The organism is Inquilinus limosus DSM 16000, assembly GCF_000423185.1.
GTDB classification, from domain to species: domain Bacteria; phylum Pseudomonadota; class Alphaproteobacteria; order DSM-16000; family Inquilinaceae; genus Inquilinus; species Inquilinus limosus.
On sequence record NZ_AUHM01000035.1, the window covers coordinates 34,469 to 50,000 of the forward strand.

Consider the following 15,532-nt stretch of genomic DNA (forward strand, 5'->3'; position numbering starts at 1 on the left):
CCGCTGACGCGGCGGGCCCCTCCCTCTCCCCGAGGAGAGGGAATTCGGGCCCCGATCCGGAGCACTCAGTGATGAGTCCCACACCGATCGTCGACTTCGCCGGGGTGGCCAAGAGCTTCGGGGCGGTCAGGGCCCTGGGCGGGGTCGATCTCGCCGTCGCGCCGGGCGAATGCCTGGGCCTCGCCGGGCACAACGGCGCCGGCAAGTCGACCCTGATGAACGTCCTGGCCGGCACGCTGGCGCCGGACGAGGGGCGGCTGACCGTGCTGGGCGAGGACCGCGCCGGCCGCTACGCCATCGGCCCGGCCCAGGCGCTCGGCATCCGCTGCGTGTTCCAGGAGCTGTCGCTCTGCCCCAACCTGACGGTGGCGGAGAATGCGCGCATCACCCATCCCGGCCTGACCGGGCCGGGATGGCGCCGCCGGGCGGGCGATCTCATCATCGGCACGCTCGACCGCATCTTCCCCGGCCACGGCATCGCGCCGGAGGCGGAGGTGGCGGACCTCTCGATCGGCCGGCGCCAGATGGTCGAGATCGCCCGGGCCTTCAGCGTGACGGATGCGCCGCTGCACCTCGTCATCCTCGACGAGCCGACCTCCTCGCTCGATGCCGTCGCGGCCGGGCAACTGCTGGACTATGTGCGCCGGCGGGTGGCCGAGGGCCTGTCGGTGATCCTGATCACCCACATCCTGGGCGAGCTGCTGTCCACCGCCGGCCGCATCGTGGTGATGCGCGACGGCCGGGTGGTCGGCGCCTGGAAGGCCGGCGAGATCGACAAGCCCGGCCTGGTCGCCGTCATGGGCCACGCCGCCTCCGCGGCCGCGGAGGCCCGGCCCGAGGCGGACCGGTCGGCTCCGGTCCGGGTGCGCGTGCCGGCCGGGCCGGCGACGGGGCTGGAGCTGGTGGCGCGGGAGGGCGAGATCATCGGCCTCGCCGGCCTGGCCGGGCACGGCCAGAGCCGCCTGCTGCAGCGGGTCTACGACGCCGCCACCGGGTCCCGCCTCGGCCGGCGCCGCGGCGGCGCGGAGGTGCGCGGCCGTGTCGCCTTCGTCGCCGGCGACCGCCAGACCGAGGGCGTGTTCCCGCTGTGGTCGATCGAGCGCAACATCACCATCCGCTCGCTGGCGGCTCTGCGCCGCGGCGGCCTGATCTCGCCGGCCGCCGAGGCGGCGCTGGGCCGGGAGTGGAAGGATCGGATCGGCATCCGCGCCCCCGACCTGTCCGGCGGCATCCTGACCCTGTCCGGCGGCAACCAGCAGAAGGCGCTGTTCGCCCGCGCCCTCGGCTGCGACGCCGACACCGTGCTGATGGACGACCCGATGCGCGGCGTCGATGTCGGCACCAAGCACGAGGTCTACGGCCTGATCCGGGCCCAGGCGCAGCAGGGCCGCAGCTTCCTCTGGTACACGACGGAGATGGAGGAGCTGGAGCACTGCGACCATGTCTACGTGTTCCGCAACAACCGCATCGTCGCCATTCTCGGCCGGTCGCAGCTGACCGAATCCGCCGTCCTGCAGGCCTCCTTCGCGGAGGAAGAGCGCCGCGCCTCATGACCGATCTCGCCTTGCCACGCCCGCGGGCCTCGTGGTCCGCGCCCTTGACCCGCGCCTCGACCTGGCGGGCGCTGCTGCCCTTCCTGTCGCTGGCCGCGATCCTGGTGCCGATCTTCCTGATCAACCCGAGAACGATGAGCTATCTCGGGCTGAACCTGATGCTCGGCCTGGCGATCCCGATCGTCTTCGCGACGCTGGCGCAGATGTGCATGCTGACGGTCAACGACCTCGACCTCGGCATCGGCGCCTATGTCGGCTTCGTCACCTGTGTCGCCGCCACCTGGCTGGTCGACAGGCCGCTTCTCGGCGTCGCCGTGCTGCTGGGCGGCGTCCTGGCCTATGCCGCGGCGGGCGCGCTGATTCATTGGCGCAACGTGCCGTCGCTGGTGGTCACGCTCGGGATGAGCTTCGTCTGGCTCGGCCTCGCCATCCTGGTGCTGCCCTCGCCGGGCGGCGCCAGCCCGGCCTGGCTGCGTGCGGCGATGGGCTGGAAGCCGCCCTTCGTGCCGCTGCCGATCCTGGTGGCGGTCGCGCTGGCCCTGCTGGTGCATCTGTTCCTGATGCGCTCGGCCGTTGGCACGGTGCTGCGCGGCGCCGGCGGCAACCCGAAGGCGATCGCCCGGGCCGGCTGGTCGCTGCTCAAGATCCGGGTCGGACTCTATGCGCTGGCCGGGGTGTTCGGGCTCCTGTCCGGCCTGTCGCTGCTCGGCCTCTCCAGCTCGGGCGACGCCAACATCGCCCAGCGCTACACGCTGCTGTCGATCGCGGGCGCGATCCTCGGCGGCTGCGACTTCGTCGGCGGCCGGGTGTCGCCGGTCGGGGCCGTGGTCGGTGCGCTGGTGCTGACGCTGGCCGGATCGCTGCTCACCTTCATGCGCATCTCGCCCGACTGGCAGATCGGCGCCCAGGGCGCGATCCTGATCATCGTCCTGGCCCTCAGGGCGCTCACCAGCCGGAGGCGGCCGCGATGACCCGGATTTCGTCCTGGACGTCGGATCGGCCCTGGCTGTGGTCCTGGGCCGGTGCCGTTCTGCTGTGGCTGGCGGTGGTCGCCATCTCGGCGGGCGAGGGCGCGGGGCAGGTGCTGACCGCCGCGCTCAGCTTCGGCGTGTTCTTCGTCGTCGTCGCCATCGGCCAGATGTTCGTGATCGCGATGGGGCCGGGCAACATCGACCTGTCGATCCCGTCCAACATCGCCCTGTCCGGCTCCGTCGCCATGATCGTCATGGCCGGGCAGGACGGCATGATCCTGCCGGGGCTGGCCGCGGCGCTGGTGGTCGGTCTCGGCGTCGGCATCGCCAACTGGGCGCTGATCCGCGGCTTCGCCATGCCGCCGATCATCGCCACCCTGTCCTCCAGCCTGGTGTTCCAGTCGGTCGCCATCGCCTATGGCCGGGGCCTGCGCATCTCCCCGCCCGAGAGCTTCGCCGCCTTCACCACGGCGCAGTTGGCGGGCGTGCCGGTGATGGCGGTCGCCGGCTTCGCCCTGGCCGCGGTCATGGCCGTGGTGCTGCAGCGCACGATCTACGGCCGGTCGGTGCTGGCGGTCGGCCAGAACCCGCGCGCCGCCCATCTCGCCGGGGTGAAGGTCGAGCGCACCCGCTTCGCCACCTACGCCCTGTCCGGCGGCTTCGCCGGCCTGGCCGGGGCGCTGATGGCCGGGTATTTCGGCGGCGCCTCGCTCGACATGGGCAAGGACTATCTCCTGAACTCGATCGCCGTGGTGGTGATCGGCGGCACCAGCGTCGCCGGCGGCCGGGCCAACCTGCCCGGGCTGTGGGGCGCGGCGCTGTTCCTGTTCCTGCTGGTGACGATGCTGAACACGCTCGGCACCGGAACCGGGTTGCGGCTGGTGCTGACCGGCCTGATCATCATCGCCGTGATCGTCGCGGCGGGCGGCGAGAAGACGCGCTGACGAGGAGAGAACTTTGGCCACGCACAAGATCGCCGTCATCGGCCTCGGCAAGATCACGCAGGACCAGCACCTGCCGGTGATCGACAAGAGCGGCGCCTTCGAGCTCGCCGCCGTGGTCAGCACCCGCGGCCTCAGCCATGGCGGGGTGCCGAGCTACCGCACCCCGGCCGAGCTCTACGCCGCCCGGCCCGATATCGGCATCGTCGCGGTCAACACCCCGCCGGAGGTGCGCCACGGCCTCGCCCGCGAGGCGCTGCTGGCCGGCAAGGACGTGCTGCTGGAGAAGCCGCCGGCGGCGACGCTGACCGAGCTCGCCGATCTTGAAGCCTTGGCCGCCGATGGCGGCCGGGTGCTGCTCGCCACCTGGCATTCGCGCTTCAACCCGGCGGTGGAGGCGGCGCGGGACCTGCTGGCCGAGGGCGGCGTGCGCTCGGTTCGGATCGAATGGCGCGAGGATGTCCGGAAATGGCATCCCGGCCAGGAATGGGTCTGGCAGCCGGGCGGCTTCGGCGTGTTCGACCCCGGCATCAACGCGCTGTCGATCTTCACCCGCATCCTGCCGTTTGTGCCCTTCGTCCGCAGCGCCGAGCTGACCTATCCGGCCAACCGGCAGACGCCGATCGCGGCACAGCTGGTCTTCGGCAGCGCCGATGCCGGCGCGCCCGAACTGACCGCCGATTTCGACTGGCGCGAGCAGGGCGACGAGAAGTGGCACATGACGCTCGAGACGGCGGACGGCCGCTCGGCCCGGCTGTTCAAGGGCGGGGCGGCGCTGTCGGTCGGCGGCACGGTCGTGGCCGAGGCGCCGAGCGAGGAATACGAGAGGATCTACGAGCGCTTCGCCGATCTGCTCGCCGCCCGCCGCAGCGACGTCGACGGCTCGCCGCTGCGCCTGGTCGCGGATGCGATGCTGGTGGGCAAGCGACTGACGACGGAGGCGTTCGAGTGGTAGTGCCCTTCCCCTGTCATGCCCGGGCTTGACCCGGGCATCCAGAGGGCGTCGACACCTTCTGGATTGCCGGGTCAAGCCCGGCAATGACAGGTAGGGAAGGGAGGCTCAAGCCTCCTTAAGCCAGATCCGTCTCGCCCATGGCGGGGTCGGAGACGCTGGGCAGGCCGTCCTCCATGCGCCCGGCGAAGCGGCGGGTGAACAGGACGTCGCCTTCGACCCGCGCGGTGAAGTCGTACCACTTGCCCTGCAGCAGCAGCGGCAGATAGGCTGTCGACTGGCCGCGCGGCGGCACCAGCTGCCGCCAGGGCAGGTCGAACAGCTTGTAGGCGTTGGCCTTCAGCGTGAACACGCAGGGCGCGTTGCCGCGGTTGGTCAGCCGCACGATCAGGCCGCAGGCGCGCTTGTCGTAGGAGACCGCGATCTCCGGCACCGGCTTGCGTCCGCCGGCGGCAACGGTGCCGGTGAAGTGCCGGTGGAAGCCGTTCGGCCCCAGCACCCACAGGTCGTATTTCCCGTAGTCGGGGGCGGTGCTCCACTCGCCGTCCAACTCCTTGCCCGCCTCGACCGAATAGCGGCGCGGCACACGGTCGAGATGCAGCCGGTCGTAGACGTGGAACACGGCGCCCGCCTTGCCGGTGTTGGCGAAGTTCAGCCGCACCCGGTTGTCCGCGGCCTCGGCAGTGACGGCCAGCTCATAGGGCAGGGCCCGCGACGGGCGGATGCCGCGGTCCTGGCGCGGGGCGGCCTGGGCCGTCTCCGACGGCACCGGCACCTGCGGCAGCGCCTCCTGCTGCGCCCGGATGGCGTCGGCCGAGGCCTTGGTCCGGCTCGGCAGGCGCGGCGGCTGCTCGCTGTTCGGGTTGAAGAAGTTGAAGGCCGAGGTCAGGTCGCCGCAGACCGCGCGGCGATAGGGCGGGATGTTCGGCTCCGCCACCTCGAAGCGCCGCTCCAGGAAGCGCAGCACCGAGGTGTGGTCGAACACTTCCGAGCAGACCCAGCCGCCGCGGCTCCAGGGCGAGACGATGTAGCAGGGCACGCGCGGGCCGGGGCCGAAGACGCGGCCGTCCGGCTTCGGCTGGCCGGTGGTGCCGGGCGGCACCGGGTAGTTGAAGCGTTCGAAGGCGACCGCCTGATCCGACAGGGTCGAGGCGCCGGCCGGGCTGCCGTCGGGGTTCAGCGAATGCACCGTCGGCGGCGGCACATGGTCGAAGAAGCCGTCATTCTCGTCGAAATTGACGATCAGGGCGGTGCGGCTCCACAGGTCCGGATCGGCGATCAGCGCCGCCAGCACCTCCTGGATGTACCAGGCGCCCTGCACCGGGCTGGACGGGCCGGGATGCTCGGAATAGGTGGCCGGCGCGATCACCCAGGACACCTGCGGCAGCTTGCCGGCCTGGATGTCGGCCCGGAACTCCTCCAGCCGGTTGCTGGCCGGGGTGGTCAGGGCGCTGCGCGGCATGGTGTTGCCGACGCCCTTGTAGAGGGGCTGGGCCCGGTCCTGGGATTCCTGCCAGGGGATGTAGGGCTGGCCGTTCGGGCCGTTGCCGATGGCCTCGCTGGCGCGGCGGTACTGCTTGAAGCCGACCAGCGGGTTGTCGCCGAAATTCTCCGGCAGGTTCTGATAGACCTTCCAGGTGACGCCGGCCTTCTGCAGCCGCTCCGGATAGGTCGTCCAGGTGTAGCCCAGGCTGGACGGGCCGAAATCGTCCCATTCGTTCACCACCGCGGCGACGCCGGCCCCGGTCGGGCCGTTGGTGCCGGTCCAGTGGTACAGCCGGTTCGGGTTGGTGCCGCCGTGCAGCGAGCAGTGATAGGCGTCGCAGAGGGTGAAGGCGTTGGCGAGGGCGAACTGGAAGGGGACCTCCGCCTCCTTGTAGTAACCCATCGACTGGTTCTCTTTGTAGCGCGGCCATTCGGACATCCGGCCGTTCGCCCAGGCGTCCTGCGCGTCGTTCCAGCTGTGCGGCGTGCCGGTCACGCGCTGGGCGTTGCCCTTCCTGGCGTCCAGGTGATACGGCATCACCACCCGGCTGCCGTTCGACTGCTGGAACACGCTCCGACCGTTCGGCAGCGGGATGGTGAAGCGGTCGCCGAAGCCGCGGACGCCCGTGAAGGTCCCGAAATAGTTGTCGAAGGACCGGTTCTCCTGCATCAGGATGACCACATGCTCGACATCCTTGATCGAGCGGGTGGCGTTGTGCGCCGGGATCGCCAGGGCCTGGCGGATCACCGGCGGGAACAGCGACAGCGCCGCGGCGCCGCCGGCCGCGGCTCCGGCCATCTTCAGGAAGTCGCGCCTGCTTTCGGATGTCATTTCGGACCCTCGAAGAGAACTCGACGCTCCGGTCGCGTCGGGGCAGTGATCGCCGGACATGCACAAGGGACAGCACCACCCTCCGCCGCGAATCCCCGGGATTCCCGCGTGTGGTAATGCGCTGATCAAAAAGATGGCCGGACCCTAGTCGAGGTTTGTTGCAGGCGGATGTCGCTTCGCTGGGTTTTCTTCAGAATGTTGTGGGCGATTTCTCTTGCCGATGCCGGCGGAAGGTTTCGCGGATGCTTTCCGAATCTGGCTTTGCATCGAACGAAATGAGATTGAGAATGATTTGCAGAATATTGTTGACGATCCGGCGCCGCTGCGGATAACTCACAGCCTGATCGCGCGGCACCGAGGCCACTCGGACGCCGCGCCGTCCCAATCCCGGTTCAGCCAGGCCGCATCGTCCCCAGCCGCCGGAGTCCATTCGCGGAGCGGGGGGTCATTCATGGTTGATCGGTATCGCGGGGCGCTGCGCCTGGGCGTGGCGCTGGGCGTCTTCAGTCTGGGCGCCCTGACTCTGGGCAGCAAGGTCGCCGTCGCACAGTCGGCGCCGGACACCACGCCGGCCGCGCCCGTCCAGCCGGCGCCGGCCGGGGCGACGCTGCAGCTGGAGCCGATCCCGGTGATCGGCGCCGCGGTCGAGGACCAGCCGGCCTGGACCGACAGCACCGACCGGGAGGAGCTGGACCGGAGCTTCGTCCGCAGCTGGCAGGATCTCGGCCGCCGCGTCGATGCCGGGGTGAACTTCAACCGGCAGAACGACAGCATCAACATCCGCGGCCTGGACGGCAACCGGGTGCTGACCACGATCGACGGCATCCGGCTGCCCTATCTCGACGACGGCGCCCGCGGATCGCAGGGTGGGCTGCGCAGCTTCGATTTCGACTCCCTGGCCAGGATCGACATCGTCCGCGGCGCCGATTCCAGCCGCTACGGCTCGGGTGCGCTCGGCGGCGTGCTGGCGCTCCGCACCTTCGACCCGGAGGACCTGCTGATCGACGGCCGCGACTACGGCGGCATCGCCAAGTTCGGATATCAGGGCGACGACGACAGCGTCGGCGGCAGCGCCGCGGTCGCGGGCCGCATCGGCGGCGACACCTATCTGATGCTGCAGGGCGGGTTCCGCATCGGCCATGAGCTCGACAACCGCGGCAATGTCGGCGGCTTCGGCGCCGATCGCACCAAGCCAAACCCGGACGACTACGACCAGCAGAACATCCTGGTGAAGCTGGCCCACCACTTCAAGGGCGGCCACCGCCTGTCCTTCACCGGCGAATACTTCCGTCGCCAGGACAACATCGACGTCAGGACCGACCAGGGGCCGGGCGAGAGCTACCTGATCGGCCACGACGACGGGCTCGAGCGCAGCGAGCGCAAGCGGGCCTCGATCGACTACGACTACGAGGCGCCGCAGCCGGGCGGGCTGCTGGACCGGGCGCATCTGACGCTGTACTGGCTGGAGACGGAGCGGACGGAAGGCAATGACGGGCTGCGCAGCGTCGATTCCCGCGCCTTCATCATCCCCGGCGACCCCTTCCTCTACGGCTATCCCAGCGGCCTCTACAAGCGCAAGAACCGGATCGAGGAGACGCTGTGGGGCCTGAGCGGCGAGGCCGAGAAGACGGTCTCCCTGGCCGGCCTGCCGAACCGCCTGACCGTCGGCGGCGAGTACTATCATGTCGGGATCGAGCAGCGCTCCAGCGGCGTCGACAACTGCCCGACGACGACCCGGCGGGCGATCTTCGGCCCGCGGCTGTGCGACTTCCTGCACACCAACCAGGCCGACATGCCGGAGGTGCGCGGCAACACCGTCGGCCTCTACGCAGAGGACGAGATCGCGGTGTTCGACGGGCAGGTGAAGATCACGCCGGGCCTGCGCTTCGACTGGTACGAGCTGAACCCGCACGAGACCGCGGCCTATCGCGACAACCCGAATGCCTCGGGCCTGCCGTCCTCCTCCTCCGACAGCGCGCTGTCGCCGAAGGTGATGGTGTCGTGGCAGGCGCTGGACGAGGTGACGTTCTACGCCCAATGGGCCAAGGGCTTCCGGGCGCCGACCGCCTATGAGCTCTATCTGAACTATGGCGGCCCGGGCACCTATCTCAGCCTCGGCAACCCGGACCTGAAGCCGGAGACCAGCAGCGGCTACGAGATCGGGGCGCGGCTCGGCGACGACGATCTCGGCGGCTCGATCACCTGGTTCGACAATTGGTACCGCAACTTCATCGACCGGGTCGCCGTCGATCCGGAGAGCGTCGGCGTGCCGTCGGGCAGCTATCCGCTGGGCGTCAACACCTACCTGAATCGGGCCAGGGTGCGGATCTACGGCATCGAGGCCGCGGCGCATTGGCGCTTCGGCGACGGCTGGCGGACCTGGGCGTCGCTGGCCTGGTCCGTCGGCCGCGACGAGGGGGCGGATACCTATCTGAATTCGGTCCCGCCGCTGCGCGCCATCCTCGGCCTCGGCTACGACACCGCCAGCTGGGGCGCCGACGCCTCGGTGACCATGGCGACCAAGCGGGACAAGGTCGAGGACCCGGATGTGGACTTCAAGGCGCCGGGCTATGCCATCGTCGACCTGACCGGCTGGTGGGAGCCCGAGCGGCTGAACGGCGTGCGCATCCAGGCCGGGGTGTTCAACCTGTTCGACCGGAAGTACTACGACGCGCTCAACGTGCCCGACGACCCGACCCAGCCGCTGCGCTACTACACCGAGCCGGGCCGCAGCGTGCGGCTGAACCTGACCTACCGGTTCTGAGGGACGGTCAGCGCTGCGGGAGATGCATCGCCTCTCCCGCAGCGCTGCCCGCTTGTCCCAACCCCGCCATCAGACGGGGCTCAGCTACCGCTTTTTGGGACCTGGAGAACGACACCCGAATCCAACGACACATTGGGCCCATATGCGTATTTCAGGAGAAAGCTCATATGGCCACGATCAACGGCACGGCGGGCGACGACACATTGAACGGCACCGCCGGCGACGACATCATCAACGGCCTGGACGGCACCGACATCCTGATCGGAGGCCAGGGTTCTGACGTGCTCGACGGCGGGAGCGGGATCGATACGGCGGCTTATTCGGGGTCCGCCGCCGGGGTCACCGTCGACCTCGCCGCCGGCACCGGCGTCGGCGGCGACGCCGAAGGCGACACGCTGATCGGGATCGAATTCGTGCGCGGGTCCAGCTTCGCGGACCACCTCTATGGCGATGCGGGGGCCAACTACCTGGACGGCGGCAGCGGCGACGACGTGCTCTGGGGCGGTGCGGGCGCCGACTATTTCTGGGGCGGCGGGGGGGCGGACACCATCAGTTATGAAGGGTCATCGGCTGCGGTCACCGTCGATCTGGGCGGCGTCTCCGGCTCCGGCGGCGATGCCGAGGGCGATACGTTCCAGTACTATCCATTGCGAACCTCATAGGCTCCGGCCACCACGACACTCTGAGAGGCAACGACGACGCCAATATCCTCAGAGGCGGCTCGGGCAACGACACCATCGAAGGCTTCGACGGAAGCGACGCTCTCGATGGCGGCGGCGCCGGGGCGGACCGTCTCGCCGGCGGCGCCGGCATCGACACCGCCTACTACACCTCCAGCTTGGCCGGTGTGACAATGGACCTCGCAGCCGGCACCGGCACCGGCGGCGATGCCCAGGGCGATACGCTGAACGGGGTCGAGCAACTGGTCGGATCCAATGCCAACGACACTCTGAGCGGCGATGGCGGCAACAACGGCCTCTGGGGCGGCGCCGGCGACGACACGCTCAAAGGCGGCGCCGGGGCCGATACGCTGAAGGGCGGCGCCGGCAGCGACAGCTTCGTCTACACCGCGGTCGGCGACAGCACGGTGGCTGCTGCCGGCAAGGACCTGATCGCGGATTTCGCCGCCGGCGACAAGATCGACCTGTCCGGGATCGACGCCGACGGCAACTCGGCCAATGGCGACACCGCTTTCACCTTCGGCACCGGCAACTTCACCGCCGGCGCGGGGCAACTGCGGGTCGTGGATTTCGGTGATGGCCGCCAGGGCGTCTATCTCGAGACCACCGGCGACAAGGCGGCGGATGCGATCATCACCGTCTATTCCGACCACGCCCTGACCGTGTCGGATTTCGTGCTGTGACGCCGGACGGCCCGGGTGCGGCGGGATGCGCCTGGGCCGATTCACGCCAGCGCGTTTCCAAAAAAGGTTTCTCAAAAAAGGTTTCTAAGGCTGCCGCGGCCGCTCCAGCAGGATGACCGGATGCTCCTTGTAGTCGGCGCGGCGGATCTCGCGATAGCCGCAGGTACCGGCCAGGCGCAGCGACGGTGCGTTGTCCGGGTCGATGATGCAGACGCTGCGGGCCCAGCCCCGGGCGTCGGCCCAGGCCAGGGCGGCGCGGACGGCCTCGCCGGCCAGGCCGCGGCCCTGGGCCCAGGGCGCCAGGATCCAGCCGGCCTCCGGCGCGCCGTCGAAGTCGGGCCCCAGGCCGCGCCGGAAATCGGCGAAGCCGACCTCGCCGACGAAGCGGCCGGAGGCGCGGTCACGCACCGCCCAATAGCCGAAGCCGAGCAGCGACCACAGCCCGCCATAGCGCAGCAGCCGCGCCCAGCTCTCCTCGGATGTGGAGGGGCGGCCGCCGATGAAGCGGGTCACCCCCGGGTCGGCCCACATCGCGGCGAGATCGTCGAAGTCCTCCGCCCGGTGCGGGCGGAGGACCAGGCGTTCGGTCTCGATGGTGCTGTCGGTCATGTCCTGGTTCGTCATGCATCGATCCTTAGGGTGGCGTCACCTGACCTCAACCGTCATGGCGAGGCGCGCAGCGCCGTGGCCATCGAGGGGTCGGTGCGAGCCGCCCTGGATGGCCACGCCCCTTCGGGGCTCGCCATGACGGTGAAGAGCAGCCAGGTCTCAGTTCTTCGTTACCAGCCGGTAGTAGATCTGATCGGAGGTGGCGCCGTTGACGTAACCCTGCACCGGCTTCGCCATCGCCACCTGGCTGACCGCCTGGAACATGATGACGATGGGCGAGGACGCCTGCACCTTGCGCTGCAGGTCGATGTACATCGCATCGCGCTTGGCGGCGTCGCGCTCCTTCAGCGCGGCCTCGGTCTCGGCGCTCAGCTCCGGCACCAGCCAGCTGTTGCGCCAGGTGGCGGTGCTCTGCGGCGACCCGTCGGAATTGTCGACATTGTAGGCGAAGGCGCCGGCGTTGGAATGTGGGTCCATGAAGTCCGGGCCCCAGTACAGCAGCACCGCCTCGTGGTTGCGGGCGCGGTACTTGGTGATCACCTGGCTGCCGGTGCCGGGCACCAGCTCCAGCCTGATGCCGGCCTGGGCGAAGGTCGACTGCAGCGACTGCGCGATCTCGGTGAAGGGCGGGCTGGAGATCACGTCCATCTTGATCGTCAGCCCCTCCTTCACGCCGGCCTCGGCCAGCAGGGCCTTGGCCTTGTCGACGTCCAGCTTGAACGGCGTGTCGTTCAGCGCGCCGGGGAAGCCCTCGGGCCAGAAGGCCTGATGCACCTTCATCTGGCCGCGCAGGAAGCTCTTGGTCATGCCGTCATAGTCGACGAGGTAGCGCATCGCCTCCCACAGCTTCGGGCTGCGCAGCGCCTCCACCTTCTGGTTCAGGGCGAAGAAATGCACCGCGGCCTGCGGATAGGTGCCGATGGCGATGCCGTCCTTGCCCTCCAGCGCCGCCACCTGGTCCGGCGTCAGGTCGCGCGCCAGGTCGGCGTCGCCGGCCTCCAGCAGCAGGCGCTGGGTCGCCGGCTCGGCGACGTGGCGGTAGATCACCGACTTCATCGCCGGCGCGCCGCGGAAATAGGACGGGTTGGCGCGCAGCGCGATCGACTCGTTCGGCTTGTAGGCGCGCAGCGAGAACGGACCGGTGCCGGCCGAGTTCTGGCCCAGCCAGGCATTGCCCAGGTCGCCGTCCCTGGCGTGCTCCATCACCGTCTTCTCGTCGACGATGGAGGCGGGGCGGGAGGCCAGGACGTTGAGCACGAAGCTGGGGGCGAAGTCGCCGCTGGTGGTGACCGTCACCTCGGCCTGGCCGGTCTTGCGCACCATCTGCTCGACATTGTCCGCCGTCCAGCCCAGTTGGGTCAGGACGAAGGCCGGCGCCTTGTTCAGCCGGACCGTGCGGGCCAGGGAGAAGACCACGTCCTCCGGCCGCACCGGATTGCCGCTCTGGAAGGTGACGCCCGGCCGCAGCCTGAAGGTCAGGGTCTTGCCGTCGTCGGACACGGCCCAGCTCTCGGCCAGCCCGCCGACCAGCTTCTGCATGTCCTCGGCCTCGTACTGCACCAGCCGGTCATAGGTGTTGGTGACGATCTCGCCGGAGGTGAACTCGTAGGCCTGGGCGGGATCCAGGCTGACGATGTCGTCGATGTTCTTGGCCACCACCAGGGCGTCGGCCGGTGTCGCCGCGACGGCTGGGAGCGGCGCCAGCAGGGCCGCTGCAAGGAAGGCGGATGTGAGGCTGCGCATTCTGTGTCTCCCTGTTCGTTGTTCGCGAGTCCGTCAGAGCAGGGCCGGCACCAGCAGCGGGGCCAGCCAGCGGCCGCGCTCGGCGGCGGCCTCGTCGTAGCGGCCCTCGGCGTCCAGCACGTTGACCGTGCCCAGCACCCGGCCGTCATAGACCACCGGGAAATTCAGCACCGCGCCGCAGCCCAGCGAGCCGATCAGCGCATGGTCGGGGAACACCTCGGCGATCTCGGCCAGGGTGCGGCCCAGGAACACCTCGCGCCGGCCGATCACCTGGGCCGACCAGCGGTTCTCCTGCATCGGCTTGCGGCCGGTGACGGGGTAGGCGGCGGCGTCATTGGTGTAGACCCGCTCCGCCTCCGCCGCGTCGGCGCGCAGCGCCATGATGGTGAAGAGGCGATGGCCGATCAGCGCCCGGTAGGCGGCGTCGGCGGCGAGGAACAGCGCCTGCGGCTGGCCCGGCTCCGCCTGGGCCGAGGCCAGCGCCGCCATGGCCGTCCATATATCGGCTGATCGACCCACCATGTCCCCCACCCCGCGTCCCCGTCGTCCGGCGAGCCTAGGCGGAATTCCGCCGGCGGCAAACGCCTTCCATTGGCGGGGAACGTTCCCGGGGAGCGGCTTGACTTTGGCCGGATGCGGCCAGGAAGATGGGCCGACCCCGGGGGGCCTGTGGGCCGCCCGGTTCCGTTCCATGGTCATGGACATAACGAACAGGGAGGGGAAAACGTGTTGAAGCGTTTCACCCGCAACATACTCGCAGCGACGATCCTGGCCTGCGCCAGCCTTCCGGCGATGGCCGAGACGCCGAAGGACACTCTGGTCGAGGCCTGGCAGATCGACGACATCATCTCGCTCGACCCGGCCGAGATCTTCGAGTTCTCGGCGGCCGAGTACCAGGCGCAGGTCTATGAGCGGCTGATCGGCTACGACGTCAAGGACGTCAGCAAGATCCTGCCCGGCGTCGCCGAGAGCTGGACCGTGTCCGACGACGGCCTGACCTACACCTTCAAGATCCGCGACGGGGTGAAGTTCCACTCCGGCAACCCGCTGACGGCCCAGGATGCGGCCTGGTCGCTGCAGCGCGCGGTGAAGCTGAACCTGTCGCCCGCCTTCATCCTCGGCCAGTTCGGCCTGACCGCGGAGAATGTCGACCAGATGGTCATGGCGCCGGACGATCGGACCCTGGTGTTCAAGACCGACAAGGCCTACGCCCCGACCTTCGTGCTGAACTGCCTGACCTCGGGCGTGGCCTCGGTGGTCGACAGCAAGCTGGTGAAGGAGCACGAGGCGAACGGCGATTTCGGCCATGAATGGCTGAAGACGCATTCCGCCGGCTCCGGCCCGTTCAAGCTGGTCTCCTGGAAGCCGAACGAGTCCCTGGTGCTGGAGCGCAACGACGACTACTGGCAGGGCCAGCCGGCCTTCCGCCGCGTCTTCATCCGGCATGTGGCGGAAGCGGCGACCCAGCTGCTGCTGCTGCAGAAGGGCGACATCGACATCGCCCGCAATCTCAGCGCCGAGCAGCTGAAGTCGCTGGACGGCAACCCGGACATCAAGCTGGAGAACGCGCCGAAGGGCTCGGTCTGGTACATCAGCTTCAACGTCCAGCATCCGCCCTTCGACAAGCCGGAGGTGCGGCAGGCGCTGAAATACCTGATCGACTACGACGGCATGGCCAACAGCTTCATGCGCGGCATCGCCGTCAAGCATGAGAGCTTCATCCCCCAGGGCATGCTGGGCGAGATCTCCGACCAGCCGTTCAAGCTCGACGTCGCCAAGGCCAAGGAGCTGCTGGCCAAGGCCGGGCTGCCGGACGGCTTCAAGACCACCTTCGACGTCTGGAACGCCTCGCCGTCGATGGACATGGCGCAGTCGATCCAGGGCACCTTCGCCCAGGCCGGCGTGCAGGTGGAGATCATCCCCGGCGACAACAAGCAGACCCTGACCAAGTACCGGGCCCGCAACCACGACATCTATATCGGCCGCTGGGGCACCGATTATCAGGACCCGAACTCCAACGCCGAGACCTTCGCCATCAATGTCGACAACGGCCCCGACGCCAAGTCGAAGACGCTGGCCTGGCGCAACGGCTGGCAGGACGCGGAGCTGACCAAGCTGGCGCAGAGCGCGGTGACCGAGCGCGACGGCGCCAAGCGGGCGAAGATCTACGAGGATCTGCAGCGCAAGCACATGGAGATCTCGCCCTTCGCGGTGATGTTCCAGCAGACCGAGGTGCCGGCGATGCGGAAGAATGTCGAGGGCATCACCTGGGGCCCGGCCTTCGACAGCAACTTCTACTGGACCGGCAAGAAGTCCTGA

At 69.3% G+C, this 15,532-nt stretch carries 13 protein-coding genes and 1 pseudogene; 9 read left to right on the forward strand and 5 right to left on the reverse strand.

The window, feature by feature from the left end; translation table 11 throughout:
• The first annotated feature begins 71 nt into the window (after window positions 1-71).
• Genes G537_RS0125015 through G537_RS0125030 form a run of 4 tightly spaced genes read left to right on the forward strand, consistent with a single transcriptional unit; the run spans window position 72 to window position 4,420 of the window.
• Complete coding sequence (locus tag G537_RS0125015; protein WP_051249102.1) at window positions 72-1,553, forward strand: sugar ABC transporter ATP-binding protein; 1,482 nt, start codon at window positions 72-74, stop codon at window positions 1,551-1,553.
• Complete coding sequence (locus G537_RS0125020) at window positions 1,550-2,524, forward strand: ABC transporter permease (RefSeq protein WP_026872442.1); 975 nt, start codon at window positions 1,550-1,552, stop codon at window positions 2,522-2,524. Before G537_RS0125015 ends, G537_RS0125020 begins: the two co-directional genes overlap by 4 nt.
• Window positions 2,521-3,468, forward strand: a complete 948-nt coding sequence (locus G537_RS0125025) for an ABC transporter permease (RefSeq protein ID WP_026872443.1) — start codon at window positions 2,521-2,523, stop codon at window positions 3,466-3,468. The genes G537_RS0125020 and G537_RS0125025 overlap by 4 nt, the downstream gene beginning before the upstream one ends.
• 13 nt (window positions 3,469-3,481) lie before the next feature.
• Window positions 3,482-4,420 (forward strand): Gfo/Idh/MocA family protein, encoded by a 939-nt coding sequence (locus tag G537_RS0125030; RefSeq protein ID WP_026872444.1) that lies wholly within the window; start codon window positions 3,482-3,484, stop codon window positions 4,418-4,420.
• A 115-nt stretch (window positions 4,421-4,535) separates the two neighbouring features.
• On the opposite strand, the gene G537_RS0125035 is transcribed toward G537_RS0125030, so the two are convergent.
• Together G537_RS0125035 and G537_RS44340 are read right to left on the reverse strand one after the other, a co-directional pair.
• Window positions 4,536-6,734 (reverse strand): phosphocholine-specific phospholipase C, encoded by a 2,199-nt coding sequence (locus G537_RS0125035; RefSeq protein WP_051249105.1) that lies wholly within the window; start codon window positions 6,732-6,734, stop codon window positions 4,536-4,538.
• A 190-nt stretch (window positions 6,735-6,924) separates the two neighbouring features.
• On the reverse strand, window positions 6,925-7,164 hold the full coding sequence (locus tag G537_RS44340; protein WP_162146147.1) for a hypothetical protein: 240 nt from the start codon (window positions 7,162-7,164) through the stop codon (window positions 6,925-6,927).
• A gap of 21 nt (window positions 7,165-7,185) precedes the next feature.
• On the opposite strand from G537_RS44340, the gene G537_RS39750 reads away from it, so the two are divergent.
• The 4 genes and pseudogenes from G537_RS39750 (at window position 7,186) to G537_RS42330 (ending at window position 10,861) form a co-directional block, all read left to right on the forward strand.
• Window positions 7,186-9,498: a TonB-dependent hemoglobin/transferrin/lactoferrin family receptor gene (locus tag G537_RS39750; RefSeq protein WP_081689024.1), complete on the forward strand. Its 2,313-nt coding sequence runs from the start codon at window positions 7,186-7,188 to the stop codon at window positions 9,496-9,498.
• Between the two features lie 167 nt (window positions 9,499-9,665).
• A complete protein-coding gene (locus G537_RS42325; protein WP_026872446.1) occupies window positions 9,666-10,160 on the forward strand; it encodes a calcium-binding protein in 495 nt (164 codons plus the stop codon).
• 20 nt (window positions 10,161-10,180) lie between these two features.
• A pseudogene (locus tag G537_RS45650) lies at window positions 10,181-10,264 on the forward strand (hypothetical protein); the annotation flags it as partial.
• Between the two features lie 87 nt (window positions 10,265-10,351).
• Window positions 10,352-10,861 carry a calcium-binding protein gene (locus tag G537_RS42330; RefSeq protein ID WP_026872447.1) on the forward strand — a complete coding sequence of 170 codons (510 nt, stop codon included), beginning with the start codon at window positions 10,352-10,354 and terminating at the stop codon, window positions 10,859-10,861.
• 84 nt (window positions 10,862-10,945) lie between these two features.
• Here the strand turns inward: G537_RS42330 and G537_RS0125055 are convergent, their stop codons facing one another.
• From G537_RS0125055 to G537_RS0125065, 3 genes are all read right to left on the reverse strand, one after another.
• Window positions 10,946-11,485 (reverse strand): GNAT family N-acetyltransferase, encoded by a 540-nt coding sequence (locus G537_RS0125055; protein ID WP_026872448.1) that lies wholly within the window; start codon window positions 11,483-11,485, stop codon window positions 10,946-10,948.
• 144 nt (window positions 11,486-11,629) lie between these two features.
• A complete protein-coding gene (locus G537_RS0125060) occupies window positions 11,630-13,213 on the reverse strand; it encodes an ABC transporter substrate-binding protein (RefSeq protein WP_026872449.1) in 1,584 nt (527 codons plus the stop codon).
• A gap of 33 nt (window positions 13,214-13,246) precedes the next feature.
• Window positions 13,247-13,702, reverse strand: coding sequence for a hypothetical protein (locus G537_RS0125065; RefSeq protein ID WP_026872450.1), 456 nt, complete (start codon window positions 13,700-13,702; stop codon window positions 13,247-13,249).
• A gap of 237 nt (window positions 13,703-13,939) precedes the next feature.
• Here G537_RS0125065 and G537_RS0125070 point away from each other — a divergent pair, with 237 nt between their 5' ends.
• The gene (locus tag G537_RS0125070) at window positions 13,940-15,532 is read left to right on the forward strand and encodes an ABC transporter substrate-binding protein (protein ID WP_425402303.1); all 1,593 of its coding nucleotides are present in this window, start codon (window positions 13,940-13,942) and stop codon (window positions 15,530-15,532) included.

Excerpts from the sequence above, each read along its gene's own strand:
- G537_RS0125020 (WP_026872442.1), top strand. The coding sequence starts at position 1,550 with ATGACCGATCTCGCCTTGCCACGCCCGCGGGCCTCGTGGTCCGCGCCC.
- G537_RS0125060 (WP_026872449.1), bottom strand. The coding sequence starts at position 13,213 with ATGCGCAGCCTCACATCCGCCTTCCTTGCAGCGGCCCTGCTGGCGCCG.
- G537_RS0125055 (WP_026872448.1), bottom strand. The coding sequence starts at position 11,485 with ATGACGAACCAGGACATGACCGACAGCACCATCGAGACCGAACGCCTG.
- G537_RS44340 (WP_162146147.1), bottom strand. The coding sequence starts at position 7,164 with ATGGACTCCGGCGGCTGGGGACGATGCGGCCTGGCTGAACCGGGATTG.
- G537_RS0125015 (WP_051249102.1), top strand. The coding sequence starts at position 72 with ATGAGTCCCACACCGATCGTCGACTTCGCCGGGGTGGCCAAGAGCTTC.
- G537_RS42325 (WP_026872446.1), top strand. The coding sequence starts at position 9,666 with ATGGCCACGATCAACGGCACGGCGGGCGACGACACATTGAACGGCACC.
- G537_RS0125025 (WP_026872443.1), top strand. The coding sequence starts at position 2,521 with ATGACCCGGATTTCGTCCTGGACGTCGGATCGGCCCTGGCTGTGGTCC.
- G537_RS39750 (WP_081689024.1), top strand. The coding sequence starts at position 7,186 with ATGGTTGATCGGTATCGCGGGGCGCTGCGCCTGGGCGTGGCGCTGGGC.
- G537_RS0125035 (WP_051249105.1), bottom strand. The coding sequence starts at position 6,734 with ATGACATCCGAAAGCAGGCGCGACTTCCTGAAGATGGCCGGAGCCGCG.
- G537_RS0125065 (WP_026872450.1), bottom strand. The coding sequence starts at position 13,702 with ATGGCGGCGCTGGCCTCGGCCCAGGCGGAGCCGGGCCAGCCGCAGGCG.
- G537_RS42330 (WP_026872447.1), top strand. The coding sequence starts at position 10,352 with ATGGACCTCGCAGCCGGCACCGGCACCGGCGGCGATGCCCAGGGCGAT.